Source organism: Enterobacter sp. K510 (assembly GCF_055804875.1).
Map to the genome: position 1 here is coordinate 110,023 of NZ_JBNRLQ010000002.1, position 14,187 is coordinate 124,209.

Here is a 14,187-nt window from a genome sequence, read left to right on the forward strand (position 1 = left end):
GCCCGGCAAGCTTGCGCCGCCGGGCAATATCACACTTACTCTTGAACTTCTTTAAAACCACGAGATTTCAGCAGGGCTTCAGACTTGGACATGCTGACGCCTTCTTTCACATCACCGGTAAACTCCGCGCCCTGAATTTTTTGCAGCGCGTCACGGTCAACTTTGCTGTAATCCACGGTCAGGGTTTCGGTTGCAGAGGTATCGCCATATTCCAGGCTCTCTTCCACGCCCTTAATCTCTTTATATTTTTCGCTGATTGGCCCCAGACGTTGCATCGCTTCTTCTTTATTCGCCACGCCCAGACCCGCATAGTGCAGGGTATTTTTCGCTGTCTGACGCAGTACTACGTCATTTTTGTAGTAATAGGTCAGGGATAAATCGGTTTTACCGTCTGACCAGGTAAAGGTTTTGCTTTCTTCTTTATCGCCACAGCCGCTCAGCGCGACAACCACGAACGCCGTGAACACGAGTGCGCCTAATTTTTTTAAGATGTTCATACTGCTCCTTAATATGAGAAAAAATCACCATCCCTGAAATCATAGTGCAATAAAAAAAGGGCGCTGTATAAACAGCGCCCGGTTAAGCATATTTGGGATTATTTCACCTGCTGGCCGGGTTTTGCGCCATCATCCGGGCTTAACAGGAAAATGTCGCTGCCGCCAGGGCCTGCGGCCATCACCATGCCTTCAGAAATGCCAAAGCGCATTTTACGTGGCGCAAGGTTGGCGACCATGACCGTCAGGCGGCCAATCAGCGGCTGCGGATCCGGATATGCAGAGCGAATACCGGAGAAGACGTTACGTTTCTCGCCGCCCAGATCCAGCGTCAGGCGCAGCAGCTTATCTGAACCTTCCACAAATTCGGCGTTTTCAATCAGCGCCACGCGCAGATCGATTTTCGCGAAATCATCAAAGGTAATGGTGTCCTGAATCGGATCGTCTGCCAGCGGGCCGGAAACCGGTGCGCTTGCCGCCTTCACTTCTTCCTTAGAGGCTTCCACCAGCGCTTCAACCTGTTTCATTTCGATACGGTTGTAGAGTGCCTTAAAGGTGTTGACCTTGTGCGCCAGCAGCGGCTGGTTAATGGCATCCCATTCGAAGGTGGTGTTGAGGAAAGCTTCGGCGCGGGCGCTCAGCTCCGGCAGCACCGGCTTCAGCCAGGTCATCAGCACGCGGAACAGGTTCAGACCCATGGTGCAGATGGCCTGCAGATCGGCGTCGCGGCCTTCCTGTTTCGCCACCACCCACGGTGCCTGCTCGTCAACGTAGCGGTTCGCCACGTCAGCCAGCGCCATGATTTCACGCACCGCTTTGCCAAATTCGCGGCTCTCCCAGGCTTCGCCAATGCTCTGTGCGGCATCGGTGAAGGTTTTATACAGCGCCGGATCAGCCAGCTCAGACGCCAGCACGCCGTCAAAGCGTTTGGCGATAAAGCCTGCGTTACGGGATGCCAGGTTGACCACTTTGTTAACGATGTCGGCGTTCACGCGCTGGACAAAATCTTCCAGGTTCAGGTCGATGTCGTCGATTCGCGAGGAGAGCTTGGCGGTGTAGTAATAGCGCAGGCTGTCAGCGTCAAAATGGTTCAGCCAGGTGCTGGCTTTGATAAAGGTGCCGCGGGATTTGGACATCTTCGCGCCGTTCACCGTCACATAGCCGTGGACGAACAGGTTGGTCGGCTTGCGGAAGCCGCTGCCTTCCAGCATTGCCGGCCAGAACAGGCTGTGGAAATAGACAATGTCTTTACCGATGAAGTGATACAGCTCGGCATCGCTGTCTTTTTTCCAGTAAGCGTCGAAGCTTTCGCTATCGCCGCGCTTGTCGCACAGGTTCTTGAAGGAACCCATATAACCGATAGGCGCATCCAGCCAGACGTAGAAATATTTACCCGGCGCGTCCGGAATTTCGAAGCCGAAGTAAGGGGCATCGCGGGAGATGTCCCACTGTTGCAGACCGGATTCAAACCACTCCTGCATTTTGTTCGCCACCTGCTCCTGCAACGCGCCGCTGCGGGTCCACGCCTGCAACATTTCGCTGAAGGACGGCAGATCGAAGAAGAAGTGCTCGGAATCACGCATTTCCGGCGTCGCGCCGGACACCACGGATTTCGGCTCGATAAGTTCGGTCGGGCTATAGGTCGCGCCGCACACTTCGCAGTTATCACCGTACTGATCCGGAGATTTACATTTCGGGCAGGTGCCTTTCACAAAACGGTCCGGCAGGAACATGCCTTTTTCCGGATCGTAAAGCTGAGAGATGGTGCGGTTCTTAATAAACCCGTTCTCTTTCAGGCGACCGTAAATCACACTGGCCAGCTCGCGGTTTTCGTCGCTGTGCGTGGAGTGATAGTTGTCGTAGCTGATGTTAAAGCCGGCAAAATCAGTCTGATGTTCCTGACTCATTTCGGTAATCATCTGCTCCGGAGTAATACCCAACTGTTGAGCTTTCAGCATGATTGGCGTGCCGTGGGCATCGTCGGCGCAGATGAAGTTTACCTCGTGGCCGCGCATTCGCTGGTAACGGACCCAGACATCAGCCTGGATGTGCTCCAGCATATGGCCGAGGTGGATGGAGCCGTTGGCGTACGGCAGCGCGCACGTTACCAGAATTTTCTTCGCGACTTGAGTCATAGTGAACATTACTTCTTCTGTGAAAAAAGGGGTTTTGATATTACCAAAACAGCAATTATTAAGTAAGCACAAACCCGCCTCTTTCAGGTAAACTTGCATGACGAGCTAATCATACAAATACAAAGGAGTCGGGATGAACTCGCAATCCCAGGCCAAATCCCCGGAAGCCTTGCGCGCAATAGTTGTCGGAACCCTGGCAAATTTCCAGCACCCCACGCTGACCCATAATCTTACGGCCCTGAAAGCCGTCCATCATGTCGCCTGGATGGATGACACGCTGCACATCGAACTGCTGATGCCGTTCCCGTGGCGCAGCGCTTTTGAAGAGCTGAAAGAGGAGTGCAGCGCCGAGCTGCTGCGCCTTACCGGCGCGAAAGCCATCGACTGGAAGCTGTCGCACACGGTCGCCACCTTAAAGCGCGTGAAAAATCAGCCGGGCATCAACGGCGTGAAAAATATCATCGCGGTCAGTTCCGGTAAGGGCGGGGTAGGGAAATCCTCAACTGCGGTCAACCTGGCGCTGGCGCTGGCGGCGGAAGGGGCGAAAGTTGGCATTCTCGATGCCGATATTTATGGCCCGTCGATCCCCACCATGCTGGGTGCCGAAGGTGAACGTCCGACATCGCCGGACGGTACGCACATGGCGCCAATCATGGCCCACGGCCTTGCCACCAACTCCATTGGCTATCTGGTTACCGACGAGAACGCGATGGTGTGGCGCGGGCCAATGGCCAGCAAAGCGCTGCTGCAACTGTTGCAGGAATCTCTGTGGCCGGATCTGGATTATCTGGTGCTGGATATGCCGCCGGGCACCGGTGACATTCAGCTGACGCTGGCGCAGAACGTGCCGGTGACCGGCGCGGTGGTCGTCACCACGCCGCAGGATATTGCGCTGATCGATGCGAAAAAAGGCATCGTGATGTTTGAGAAAGTGGAAGTGCCGGTGCTGGGCATCGTGGAAAACATGAGCGTGCACATTTGCAGCAATTGTGGTCACCACGAACCAATTTTCGGCACTGGTGGCGCAGAGAAGCTGGCGGAGCAGTATCACACCCAGCTTCTGGGCCAGATGCCGCTGCACATCAGCCTGCGTGAAGATCTGGATAACGGCACGCCGACCGTGGTCAGCCGTCCGGACAGCGAGTTTACGGCAATGTACCGTAAGCTGGCGGGGCGTGTCGCCGCGCAGCTGTACTGGCAGGGCGATGTGATCCCGGCGGAAATCGCATTCCGCGCGCTGTAAAACAAAACCCCTTGCCGTCCGGTGAGGGGTTCTTTTTCGTTCATCAGCTTAGCCGGTAGTGCAGCAGCACATATTCCCCTTCCGGCGACTCGCCTTTCGCTTCCACATGCCAGCCATGACGCTGATAAAATGCCAGCGCAGCCTTGTTTTGCGCCAGACATTTCAGCGCCCCGGTGCTGGTAAATTCCGACTGCACCTTTTTCAGCAGCGCGCTGCCGACGCCTTTTCCCTGCGCGTGGGGATCCACAAACAGATTGTGCAGAAAGTTATTGCTCACCGAAACCGAGGCAAAGCCCAGCCGGTGCCCGTCTTCTTCCGCAACCCAAATCTGTTCGCCCAGGGTGGCGGCGTCGAAATCTTCCAGTTGCCACTCCTCGCCCTCAAGCCATGTCCAGCTGTGACGACGTGCCTGCAAATAAAGCGTGCGTAAAAAAGGGCGATCGCTCTCTGTCCAGTTGCGTATGCGCATCTCTTATCCCGGCCTGTCGATCAGCGGTGGTAGAAAATCTCACCGTCGTAGGCTTTAAGGATTTTCCCGTCGGCATCGGTGATCAGCACGTAGTTGCCGCCCATATAGGTCCAGTGGCTTCCGGCATCCGGCGCCGGCAGGTTACGCGCCTGCCACTGTTTAATATTGTATTCTTCGGTGCGGTACATTTCCGGCACCGTATCGCCTGGTTTAAATTTCGTGAAGTCGGCAATAAATTCCTGAATTTCATACTTCTGAATACCGGTTCCCTGCGGCGCAGCCAGTACCGCGCCTGAGGTCATCAACAGCGCGCCCAGAAGTAACATCTTCGTCTTACCCATAATCTCTCCGTTTTTGACAGGCGTTTTATTTTTCTACCGCCCTCTGGTAAATCATGCGCGCTAACATTGCTGCGATTTATGACTGAAAGCAACAGCGCTTTGCGAAAAAGTGTAAGCAAAGGCGGGGCAAAGCAGAAGCAGCGAAGCGCGTTAACCGCGCTCCGCTTTCATCGTGGAAAGGCTTTTGGGATGATTCCTGGCTCAGAAACCTTCAAGGACAATCTTGCCCACCGCCCGTTGTGTCTCGATCAGCTTATGCGCCTTACGCAGATTTTCCGCATTAATAGTGCCGCCATGCTCACCCAGCGTGGTTTCAATCACGCCGCTGTCGATAAGGGAGGCCACGCGGGTCAGCAGGTGGTGCTGCTCGATCATGTCCGGGGTTTCAAACATGGAGCGGGTGAACATAAATTCCCAGTGCAGGGAGATACTTTTCGCTTTCAGCGGACGGGCGTCCAGGGTGTCGGGATCGTCAATCAGCGCCAGTTTTCCCTGCGGCATCAGCGCATCAATCAGCTGTTGATAGTGATCGCTGGTATTGGTCAGGCTGGCGACATGCGTCACCTGTTTGATGCCGATGCGCGCCAGCTCCTCGCTGAGCGGTTTACTGTGGTCAATCACATGATGCGCGCCGCGATCGCGCACCCACTGCTGGCTTTGCGGTCGTGAGGCGGTGCCGATCACCGTCATTTTTGTCAGCTTACGCGCCAGCTGGGTCATGATCGAACCCACGCCGCCCGCCGCGCCGACGATCAAAAGCACATCGCCTTCGTTGCCGTTTTCCGCGACGCCAAGGCGATCGAACAGCATCTCCCAGGCGGTAATGGCGGTGAGCGGCAGCGCGGCCGCAGAGGCATTATCCAGCGATGCCGGTTTATGGGCCACGATGCGCTCGTCCACCAGCTGATATTCGGCGTTGCTGCCCGGACGGGTCAGCGCCCCGGCGTACCAGACGGTATCGCCTGGCTTAAACAGGGTCACGGACTCGCCCACCTCACTCACGACGCCCACAGCATCCCAGCCCAGAATACGCGGCGTGTCAGCGTTAAAGCCCGCGCGTACTTTGGTATCCACCGGATTGACGGAAATGGCCTGGATCTGCACCAGCAGATCGTGGCCCCGGGCGACAGGTTTTTCGGTGTCGATATCACGCAGGAAATCGAGGTTGCTGCCGTTCTGCGCGGCGGCGGTAATGGCGATTGCTTTCATAACTACTCCATAGCGTTGAGCGAATGTATTCAGCATAGCCGCCCACCGGCGCGGGAAACACCCGGCGTAAAAAGCAGGACTTATCCTCCGGGAGTGAAAATCAGCGCAGCATTCATAGCCGTTCTGCGCTAATCAGCTGCTTCGAGATTTTCGCCTCCGGCATCATCGCCTGAAGTCCGGCAATCAGGGCGTCCCCGGCTTCGTGCAGCGCGTCCAGCGGCATTTCCGGCAGGCTTTCGAGGATAAACCACATCTGCGTAGCGCTGGCATCCAGACGGGTGCGCACGCCCTGACGCCAGTTCCAGCGTCGGCAGGTGACGCCGGTATCGTCCCGCCAGACCGCTTCCCCCGGCTCCGGATGTTCCAGCACGGTTTCACCTTCTTTAACGGTATCGAAATCCTCGCTGCCATCAGCGATAACCAGCCGCGGCTGCCCGTTGTAGGCGGCGATGTTCTCTCCTCCCACCGGGATCGCATACTGAATGCTGATAGCGTTATACAGATCCACGACCGGGTCTATGGCGGGCAGCGTGCCATCGCGCAACACACGTTTACGCAGCGCTTCCGCCGAGCAGGGAGTGCGTTTAGGTTTTGCGCCAAAGGCTTTGAATACCGTGGCCCAGGCGGCCAGGTGGGCGTCGGCCCAGGGAACATCCTGCGCGCTGACGGATTCACAGGCCCGTGCAAGGGCGTGTGCGCCTGATTCAGGATGTGCCAGCGCATGGGCTTCCACAACCACGCTCAGGGCGCGGAATCCGGGCGCAAGGGCTGCCACGGCAGGATCGATTGACGGTGTCACAGTTAACATTGGATAATCCTTTAATGACTATTTCAGACCATGGTAATGACCAGTGACTAATAAAGTCAATATATTGACCAGTCAGGGAGCCGATGTTGACCGGGTGAGCGAAGCGCTCGCGGAACGCATCCGCGCCTTTCGCCAGCAGCAAAAACTGTCGTTAGACACCCTTGCCCGGCGGGCGGGCGTCAGCAAAGGCATGCTGGTGGAAATCGAAAAAGGCGCAGCCAATCCCAGCATCGCTATTCTCTGTAAACTGTCTGCCGCCATGGGCGTATCGGTGGCGGATATTGTCGATGTGGCCAGCAAACCCGGCGTGCATGTCATCCCTGAAAATGAAATCCTGACGCTGTGGACGGGTGAAAAGGGCGGTTCTGCGCGCCTGCTGGCGGGCACCAGCGGCCCGGACATGGTGGAGCTCTGGCGCTGGGAGATGTTCCCCGGAGAACGTTTTACGTCGGCAGGCCATCCGCAGGGCACCTTTGAGCTGTTTCATGTCGAGCAGGGGCAACTGACCATCAACATTGATGCGCATGAATTTGTGTTGCCAAAAGGCCACTCCGCTGTGGCAAAAACCGACGTGCCGCACCACTATGCGAATGAGTCTAAGGCTAAAGTGATATTTACCATGACGGTGGCTGAGCTGGCCCGCAAATAAAAAGCGATCAGATCCCTTTATATAAACGCGACATCTGGCCGGGAGTAATATTAAACATTTCCTTAAAGCTGTGGGTGAAATGGGATTGATCGGCAAAATTAAGACCGGCGGCAATATCCGATAAGCTCAGGCCGCGTAATAATAAATTTTTCGCTATTTTTAACTTTTCCACTTTTAGCCAGGCGAAGGGCGGCAGGCCATAAGAGGCGGAAAAAATACGCACCAACTGCACGGCGCTGAGTCCGTACTGCGCGGAGAGGTCGTTGAGCGACGGCGGTTCGAGCAGTTCATCTTTCAGCTGGGCGGCGATCCTCGCGGCCAGCACCGCGTCCTGATCGAACAGAATAAGTTTGGTGCGGCAACCGGTACGTTGCAGCACCTTTTTTAATAATACTGCCAGGCGTTCCAGCACTTCATCATCGGAATGCGCGTAATCCAGGCAATACGCCCCGGTTTTAATAATGTCGTCGGCAATATCGGGCGCGGTGAAGACGCTCTTTCGGAATTCATCATCCTCAGGCAGGCCGGTAAGTTCGGCCAGCACCTGAGGTGGAATGTAAAAGCTGTAATAAACCCAGTTATAAGGCGTGGGCGTGGCGGCCTGTACCTGGCCGGGATTATAAACGGTAATATCCGCAATACTGGCTTCAGAACGTTTACCGTCAAGCCAGATTTTCTCCCTGCCGGCCAGGTTTGCGCCCAGATAAAATTCATCGTGGGAGTGCCGGGGAAAAACATGGTTGGTGCTGTCAGAAAGCGTGATCTCAACCGTTCCTGTCTTCCGATACCCTGTGATAGCCATCGTTCACCCGTCCTGTATGCTGAATACGCCACACTTCCGCAGCCAGAGAAAAGAAGCATATTAACAGAATGGCAACAAAGGAGGACGCTGTCGGCGACAGTCGGGGGTCAAAAATCTGAAAGCCAAAGGTAAAGACCGGGCTGACAGAAATTAATACCATCACCCGCGAAGGCGCTAAGGATTTTATGCCATATTGCAGGCACCATAGCGGAATAATCAACCCCAGGACTGCCAGCAGCAGCACGCCGGGAAACAGGTTTTGCATATCGCTTTGCACATCCTGTAGCTGAAAACTAAACAGTAGCGTCACCAGCACCGTCAGGTAAAAGCGGTGCGCCATAATAGATTCCGGACGACATTCATCCTCACTGAGTTTCTTACTGAGGATATTGGAGAAAATGCTGAACAGGGCGCAGCCGATGGAAAGGGCAATACCAATGATCACTTCCTGTACGGATAAATTATAGGTATTACGCCCCTCCTGCAGACTGATAACCCCCAGCCATAATGAGCTACAGGCAATGCCTGTCAGCAGCAACCAGCGATATTCCCGTTTTTCGGTTCTGAAAAAGAACGGCACAATCATAACCATTAAAAGTGGTGCAACGCCGGTGATAATCGCCGACGCGCTGGCAGGCTCTAAATATTTTAAACAGTAGAAGAACGTGATCCACGATCCCGCTGTTGTCATATTAAGCGCAACCAGAGGCTTCCAGGTTCTGTAAGGACGCAGGTATTCCTTTCGCAAGCGGAGCAGGCAGAAGATCTGAAAAAATACCAGCACGGTTGAGAAGACAATACAGGTGACCATCATCGGATGCGCAGACTGTACCAGGAATCCCGAATAGACCTCTTTTCCGGCGTCCAGAAAGTTGTAAATGAAAACCATAATAAAACCGAACACTGCACCACTATAATTATTCATAGTTATCTCAGGCTAATTCAAATAAGACGCCATTTTTTTCAAACTCTCTGATCTGCGCATAGTCCGCTTCGATCTGCTGCTGGCTTTCATGGCACAGATAAATAATGCCAGGGTTGGTAAACAGATCGGTGGTGCGGTAGATTTTTTCACCCGCATCCGGCGTATGCATAACGCCATAAAAAGAGGGCAGTTGCGCGAGCAATTCCTGACAACGGTTTTGTCTAACCACGCCATCCACATCCGACGCCAGCGTGACGCAATAGAGCGTTTTCATGAGCTGATAATGCTGCTGTAGCCGGGCGGTGAAGCGTTGCGGGTTAAGATAACGCTCAGCGGTTAAGGTCACATGGCTGTAACCCAGGGCTGCCACTACCGCGTTGTGCATAATAGTGCCCTGCATACGGGCTGCCGTTTCGATTAATACCGGGCCTTTGGCGGTCATCATTAATTCACTGTGCGACGGGCCGTTTTTAATGCCTAACAGCGTCAGGGCTTTTTGCACATAGGCGATTAACGCCTCCTGCTCTTTACCCTGATAGGGCAGCAGCACCTCTTTTTCACAAATCAGTGAAGCATTTCTGACCTGCTTTTTATCGTCAGACCAGATTTCGCTGATCAAATGCTCGCCGTCAATACTGACGGCATTCACGATAAACTGGCGGCCAATTAATCTCTCCTGCAACAGTACTTCGCTGTTGTGTAAACCCAGGCGGTTGGTTTTGCCGTGAATATCGGTGAAGGCCTCGTTCAGCTCTTCAAAATTATGACAAAAGCGCACGCCATCGGCCCCTGCGCTGTCGACCGGTTTTACCACCACCGGCCAGCAGGCGGAGGTTTTCACCCAAATCCAGGCATCGGCCAGCGAATCCGTCACCATCTGCGGGATGGCGCGTAAACCACCCTGGCGCAGCGCTTCCTGCATTTTGAATTTATTGCGGCGTAATGCGCTGGTGGCATAGTCATTGCCCGCGGTGCCAAGCTCGGTTGAGAGAAAATCGGCAAGTTCGACGCCCGTTTCCGTGCCGGGAATAATAACCGTCGGGCCATAAAACGCGAGGCTTACTGCCAGTTCCCGCATCGCCGCAACGGAGTGGTCTCTCAAGATTAAATGCTTATCAAAAGTCTCAGGGCGATACGATAAAAGATAATCCCCAGGGATCACCGGATTGCTTTGAATATGAACGCAGCGCCAGCCTTCTTTTCTGAACAGCGGCGCCAGTTCCGCGCCTGTGGAATAACCATCAACAATGCAGATTGTTTTAGACATGTTATTTACCTTTGGTGGCAATAAGAACAAGGTTGTCGTCAACTTCTTTCGATTTAAGATCGAAGCTGCCGAAGATCCCGACATCAATAAACCCGGCGGCCAGTAACGCCTCCCGCAAATACTCTTTTTCATACAGGCGCGTTAAGCAGGTCCACTGACTGTTATTTTTTTCATAGGCAACGGTAAGAATGCGTTTTTCCCAGTCCATGGTTAATGTCTCCTGTACGCCGTTATGGTGACGTACCAGCAGACCTGAGGTATCGATACGGTTACGCGCCCGATCCATGTCGGCGAGTTCCATGATCAGCACGCCGCCGGGCTTCAGCGCGGCGAACCAGGCGGGCAGCACGTTGAGATCTTCTTCTTCGCTCTGGTAATAACCAAAGCTGGTATAAACGTTCAGTAATAAATCAAACTCTCCGGCAGGCAGCGTTGCCATGTCGGCGCGGATATAGTGCGGGCCAGGGGAAATCTGACGGGCAATCTCCAGCTGCGCGGCGGATAAATCCAGTCCCGTGACGCGATAGCCACACTCATGGAGCGCTTTACTCATCTTGCCAATGCCGCAGCAAATATCGAGCGCGGCGGGATAAGAAGCCGGAGGAAAAGCCTGTGAAATTGCCCGGGCGGCGTCGGTATATTCATCATAGCGACCCAGATCGTCAGAGATTTCAGTAAAAAATACCGGGAATCCGCCCTGGTCATTCATCCCGCCCGCACATTCATTAATACTCATGGTGTCTTCCTTCTTCGTTATTATTTACAGCTGCGCCTGAGTGTCCTGCGGATAAATAGTTTCCATGGAGTCATGGGTAAGTTCAGGATCGTTAAGATCTAAATCGTTCGCATAAGTGAAGACGATCACGGTTCTGCGGGACGCGCTGGTTAACGGGGAAATACGGTGTAACGCATCTCTGGCGCGCAGCAGATAACATTGTCCCTGCGAGACATGGCGGCTACGTATGGTGTTTTCCGTCAGCACATCTTTTATCCATTCCCGGGTGGCGGTTTTTTTCCAGGGGACACGGGGAATAAACTCCACGCGCGCGCCGGCGAATACATCCGGCTCGTCGATCACCCAGACTAAGGCGTAGGAGTAGTCATCCCAGTGCCAGCCGTGGGTGTCGCCGGTTTTGTTTTGTGAATTAATAATGAATTCTTCCGGGGCGTAAGGCACCCGATAAAGCGTTTCGCCGGTAATGCGGCTGAAAAAATTGAGAATGCTTGGGCTGTCAAAAAACGCGGGAATATATTCCCCCTGTTCGCGGATGACATTCCGTCCAACGCTGTCGTAAGCGCGCGGCGTATTGCCGCTCTGGGCAATTATCACTTCACGCCGTAATGCTTCTTCACTCAACAGGCGGCGCGCTTCCGTTTCCATCCCTTCACGAACGTCATGCGGCAGCAAATCATCTATCACCACCATCAGATCTTCCTGGTAATCGCTTTTAAGGTAATTCACCAGCGATACCGGAAACTGACGTATATGATTTTCAATTTTTTCTTCGATACTCACGGTTCTCTCCTGCCCAAAAGTTAATGCGTCTGTAGTCGAACTTCATTTTGCATGGCAGGCAGAATATCTCTTGTATGAGATTTCAGGATTTGATTAAAAAATGAGCTAACCGGATGCGGAACGCTTAGTCAGGTAAGTAAATATTAAATTTAAGTGTTTGATAAACATCTACATTAATCATGCTGGCGTGTAAGAGAGGGTGACAAAGTGAGAAATTTTCACTTCGCATTAAGTAAGTTTAATCGGCGGGGCGTGGGCATAAGTAAAACTTTTGCGGCAAGCTGTCACTGCCGCCCGTTGTGCAGAATGGGCGGCAGTGACGTTAATTATTTATTACTGATTTTCTGAGTCCCCTCGCTTTTACTTTTCTTGTTTTGTGCCTTTGTTTTATTTATGTCACATGTACCATTAGCTTCAGTAACTTGTGTGCAGCCTGATTTTTCAAGTTGCTTACGAAAGCTGGCATTTATGGCATAGGCATTAGAAGTGACTAATCCAGTTATGATTGCTATCATCATTAACTTTTTCATTATTGCTATCGCTTATTTTATAAATATCACATGAGTCGGTAAATATTTTTATATACTCCATGCCGCCTGTAAAACCAATGACAAAACAGGACAGATAGAGCAGGGCGCTACATAAAATGTATTTGAGCATTTTTTATATTGAGCAGGTTGATTATTATGAATCAACCCGGTAATTTGCTGTATTCTTATCAAATACAGACTAAGGTTATTAATGAAAATGCGAATGGCCGCCGAAGCCTTCTGATCGGCTATTATCATGACCATAGCCATGTCCGCCAAAGGCATGGGAATGGGCATTATCTGCACCGCGACCATTAGACTCGCCTTTCCGTGCGCCATTGTTACCGTGATTAGCCCCGTTATATTGGGTGCGAACCAGTACCGGCATATGTGGCACGCTAATTTGCGCCTGAGGATCGACCTTAGCAATAGCGCCCGCCGTTGTGGTGAAGGTTTTGCCTTCGACAGTGACGTTAACCTGTGTATCTGGTTTCAGGCTGTTAACGCTGACATTAATGCTGTCAACCTGCTCAGGTGTGGCGACTGCAGGAGACTGCATAATACCTTTCACCATGGCGGGAGCGGTCACAGAAGGTTGATAAGTGCCCGGTCGGCGAGAAGCACCGCTATAGCTGATTGCCTGCGCGGGTGCAGAATAGGTAGCTACAGGCGTTAGCGTGCCCGGCGCCTGTAAATTGGCAACAGGCACTTTTTGATAAAGCTGTGCCGGAATAGCGCCAGGCACGCGCTGCGGCGTGAGTTGCGTGGGCACAGCGTTGGTAAGTTGCGGTGTTTTCTGTGCAATGGCCGCAGGCGTAAGATTCAGCACAGGCGTACGTTGTTCAACCGCTTTCGGAGTCAGCTGCAAACCGGGCACGCGCTGCGGCGTGAGCTGCGTGGGCACAGCGTTGGTGAGTTGCGGTGTTTTCTGCGCAATGGCTGCAGGCGTAAGATTCAGCACAGGCGTACGTTGTTCAACCGCTTTCGGAGTCAGCTGCAAAGCGGGCACGCGCTGCGGCGTGAGCTGCGTGGGCACAGCGTTGGTGAGTTGCGGTGTTTTCTGTGCAATGGCTGCAGGCGTGAGATTCAGCACAGGCGTACGTTGTTCAACCGCTTTCGGAGTCAGCTGCAAAGCGGGCACGCGCTGTGGCGTGAGCTGTGTGGGCACAGCGTTGGTAAGTTGCGGTGTTTTCTGCGCAATGGCTGCAGGCGTAAGATTCAGCACAGGCGTACGTTGTTCAACCGCTTTCGGAGTCAGCTGCAAACCGGGCACGCGCTGCGGCGTTGCCTGCGGAACGCCATCTGTTTTCACAGAGGGTATGGCGTCCGGAATATGATTATTGCGATCGTCTGCCGTTGGCGCGAAGGTGCCGGGGCGGGTTGAGTATCCGGAGTACGCGTTAAAACCATAGCTGGCTGCGGTTGGTGCAGACTGCGTCGTGCTCCCCATGTGCGAGTTATCCATTGAACCATTTTCAGCTTGCTTAACCGCGTTGTACGCATCATGTACACGGCTTGCTGTTGCATCATTATGGTTATTGGCTTGATCCTGCATGGCGCTTGAAAGGCGATTGTTCATAATGGAAACGCTTTCATTTGCCGCTGCGTTAAAGGCAATTGCCGCTAATACGACCGCGGCGAGAGTAGAGATTTTCATATTGATTGACTTCGTGAATAGTAAAGATTGTATCTATAAAAGAGACGCATTAGTTCAGCGCCGTTACTATCCTCCTGTCAAGATTTGTAAATGTTGATCCAGATCACACTAAGCACGAATACCTTAAGCAGGCTAATAGCCG

15 protein-coding genes are annotated in these 14,187 nt (G+C 53.3%); 2 read left to right on the forward strand and 13 right to left on the reverse strand.

The features are described 5' to 3' along the window. Positions 1 to 35 precede the first annotated feature (35 nt). Together ACQUTD_RS03035 and metG are read right to left on the reverse strand one after the other, a co-directional pair. Entirely contained in the window at positions 36 to 497 is a 462-nt protein-coding gene (locus tag ACQUTD_RS03035) for a YehR family lipoprotein (RefSeq protein ID WP_318364019.1), read from the reverse strand. Positions 498 to 595: 98 nt separating this feature from the next. After that, positions 596 to 2,629, reverse strand: coding sequence for a methionine--tRNA ligase (gene metG, locus ACQUTD_RS03040; protein WP_072569486.1), 2,034 nt, complete (start codon positions 2,627 to 2,629; stop codon positions 596 to 598). 133 nt (positions 2,630 to 2,762) lie between these two features. Here metG and apbC point away from each other — a divergent pair, with 133 nt between their 5' ends. Next, positions 2,763 to 3,872 carry an iron-sulfur cluster carrier protein ApbC gene (gene apbC, locus ACQUTD_RS03045; protein ID WP_072569097.1) on the forward strand — a complete coding sequence of 370 codons (1,110 nt, stop codon included), beginning with the start codon at positions 2,763 to 2,765 and terminating at the stop codon, positions 3,870 to 3,872. A 43-nt stretch (positions 3,873 to 3,915) separates the two neighbouring features. On the opposite strand, the gene ACQUTD_RS03050 is transcribed toward apbC, so the two are convergent. The 4 genes from ACQUTD_RS03050 to ACQUTD_RS03065 form a co-directional block, all read right to left on the reverse strand. Next, positions 3,916 to 4,341 carry a GNAT family N-acetyltransferase gene (locus ACQUTD_RS03050; RefSeq protein ID WP_072569096.1) on the reverse strand — a complete coding sequence of 142 codons (426 nt, stop codon included), beginning with the start codon at positions 4,339 to 4,341 and terminating at the stop codon, positions 3,916 to 3,918. A gap of 20 nt (positions 4,342 to 4,361) precedes the next feature. Continuing rightward, the gene (locus tag ACQUTD_RS03055) at positions 4,362 to 4,682 is read right to left on the reverse strand and encodes an RcnB family protein (protein ID WP_072569095.1); all 321 of its coding nucleotides are present in this window, start codon (positions 4,680 to 4,682) and stop codon (positions 4,362 to 4,364) included. Positions 4,683 to 4,883: 201 nt separating this feature from the next. Beyond that, positions 4,884 to 5,891 carry a zinc-binding alcohol dehydrogenase family protein gene (locus ACQUTD_RS03060; protein WP_473273667.1) on the reverse strand — a complete coding sequence of 336 codons (1,008 nt, stop codon included), beginning with the start codon at positions 5,889 to 5,891 and terminating at the stop codon, positions 4,884 to 4,886. A gap of 112 nt (positions 5,892 to 6,003) precedes the next feature. Further along, on the reverse strand, positions 6,004 to 6,699 hold the full coding sequence (locus tag ACQUTD_RS03065; protein ID WP_473273669.1) for a phenylalanine--tRNA ligase beta subunit-related protein: 696 nt from the start codon (positions 6,697 to 6,699) through the stop codon (positions 6,004 to 6,006). A gap of 43 nt (positions 6,700 to 6,742) precedes the next feature. Here ACQUTD_RS03065 and ACQUTD_RS03070 point away from each other — a divergent pair, with 43 nt between their 5' ends. Next, a complete protein-coding gene (locus ACQUTD_RS03070) occupies positions 6,743 to 7,348 on the forward strand; it encodes a helix-turn-helix domain-containing protein (protein WP_473273670.1) in 606 nt (201 codons plus the stop codon). 7 nt (positions 7,349 to 7,355) lie between these two features. Here ACQUTD_RS03070 and ACQUTD_RS03075 read toward each other — a convergent pair whose 3' ends face one another. The 7 genes from ACQUTD_RS03075 to ACQUTD_RS03105 all read right to left on the reverse strand — a co-directional run bounded on the left by ACQUTD_RS03075 (position 7,356) and on the right by ACQUTD_RS03105 (position 14,045). Further along, a complete protein-coding gene (locus ACQUTD_RS03075) occupies positions 7,356 to 8,150 on the reverse strand; it encodes an AraC family transcriptional regulator (RefSeq protein ID WP_318376598.1) in 795 nt (264 codons plus the stop codon). Next, positions 8,113 to 9,075, reverse strand: a complete 963-nt coding sequence (locus tag ACQUTD_RS03080) for an EamA family transporter (RefSeq protein WP_473273671.1) — start codon at positions 9,073 to 9,075, stop codon at positions 8,113 to 8,115. The genes ACQUTD_RS03075 and ACQUTD_RS03080 overlap by 38 nt, the downstream gene beginning before the upstream one ends. Before the next feature lie 7 nt (positions 9,076 to 9,082). Further along, positions 9,083 to 10,342: an ATP-grasp domain-containing protein gene (locus ACQUTD_RS03085; protein ID WP_473273672.1), complete on the reverse strand. Its 1,260-nt coding sequence runs from the start codon at positions 10,340 to 10,342 to the stop codon at positions 9,083 to 9,085. A 1-nt stretch (position 10,343) separates the two neighbouring features. Beyond that, positions 10,344 to 11,078, reverse strand: coding sequence for a methyltransferase domain-containing protein (locus ACQUTD_RS03090; RefSeq protein ID WP_473273673.1), 735 nt, complete (start codon positions 11,076 to 11,078; stop codon positions 10,344 to 10,346). A 24-nt stretch (positions 11,079 to 11,102) separates the two neighbouring features. Beyond that, positions 11,103 to 11,858, reverse strand: a complete 756-nt coding sequence (locus tag ACQUTD_RS03095; protein WP_072569089.1) for a HalD/BesD family halogenase — start codon at positions 11,856 to 11,858, stop codon at positions 11,103 to 11,105. Positions 11,859 to 12,184: 326 nt separating this feature from the next. Beyond that, the gene (locus ACQUTD_RS03100; RefSeq protein ID WP_318364013.1) at positions 12,185 to 12,388 is read right to left on the reverse strand and encodes a hypothetical protein; all 204 of its coding nucleotides are present in this window, start codon (positions 12,386 to 12,388) and stop codon (positions 12,185 to 12,187) included. Between the two features lie 208 nt (positions 12,389 to 12,596). Further along, on the reverse strand, positions 12,597 to 14,045 hold the full coding sequence (locus ACQUTD_RS03105; protein ID WP_473273675.1) for a hypothetical protein: 1,449 nt from the start codon (positions 14,043 to 14,045) through the stop codon (positions 12,597 to 12,599). Between the last annotated feature and the right edge of the window lie 142 nt (positions 14,046 to 14,187).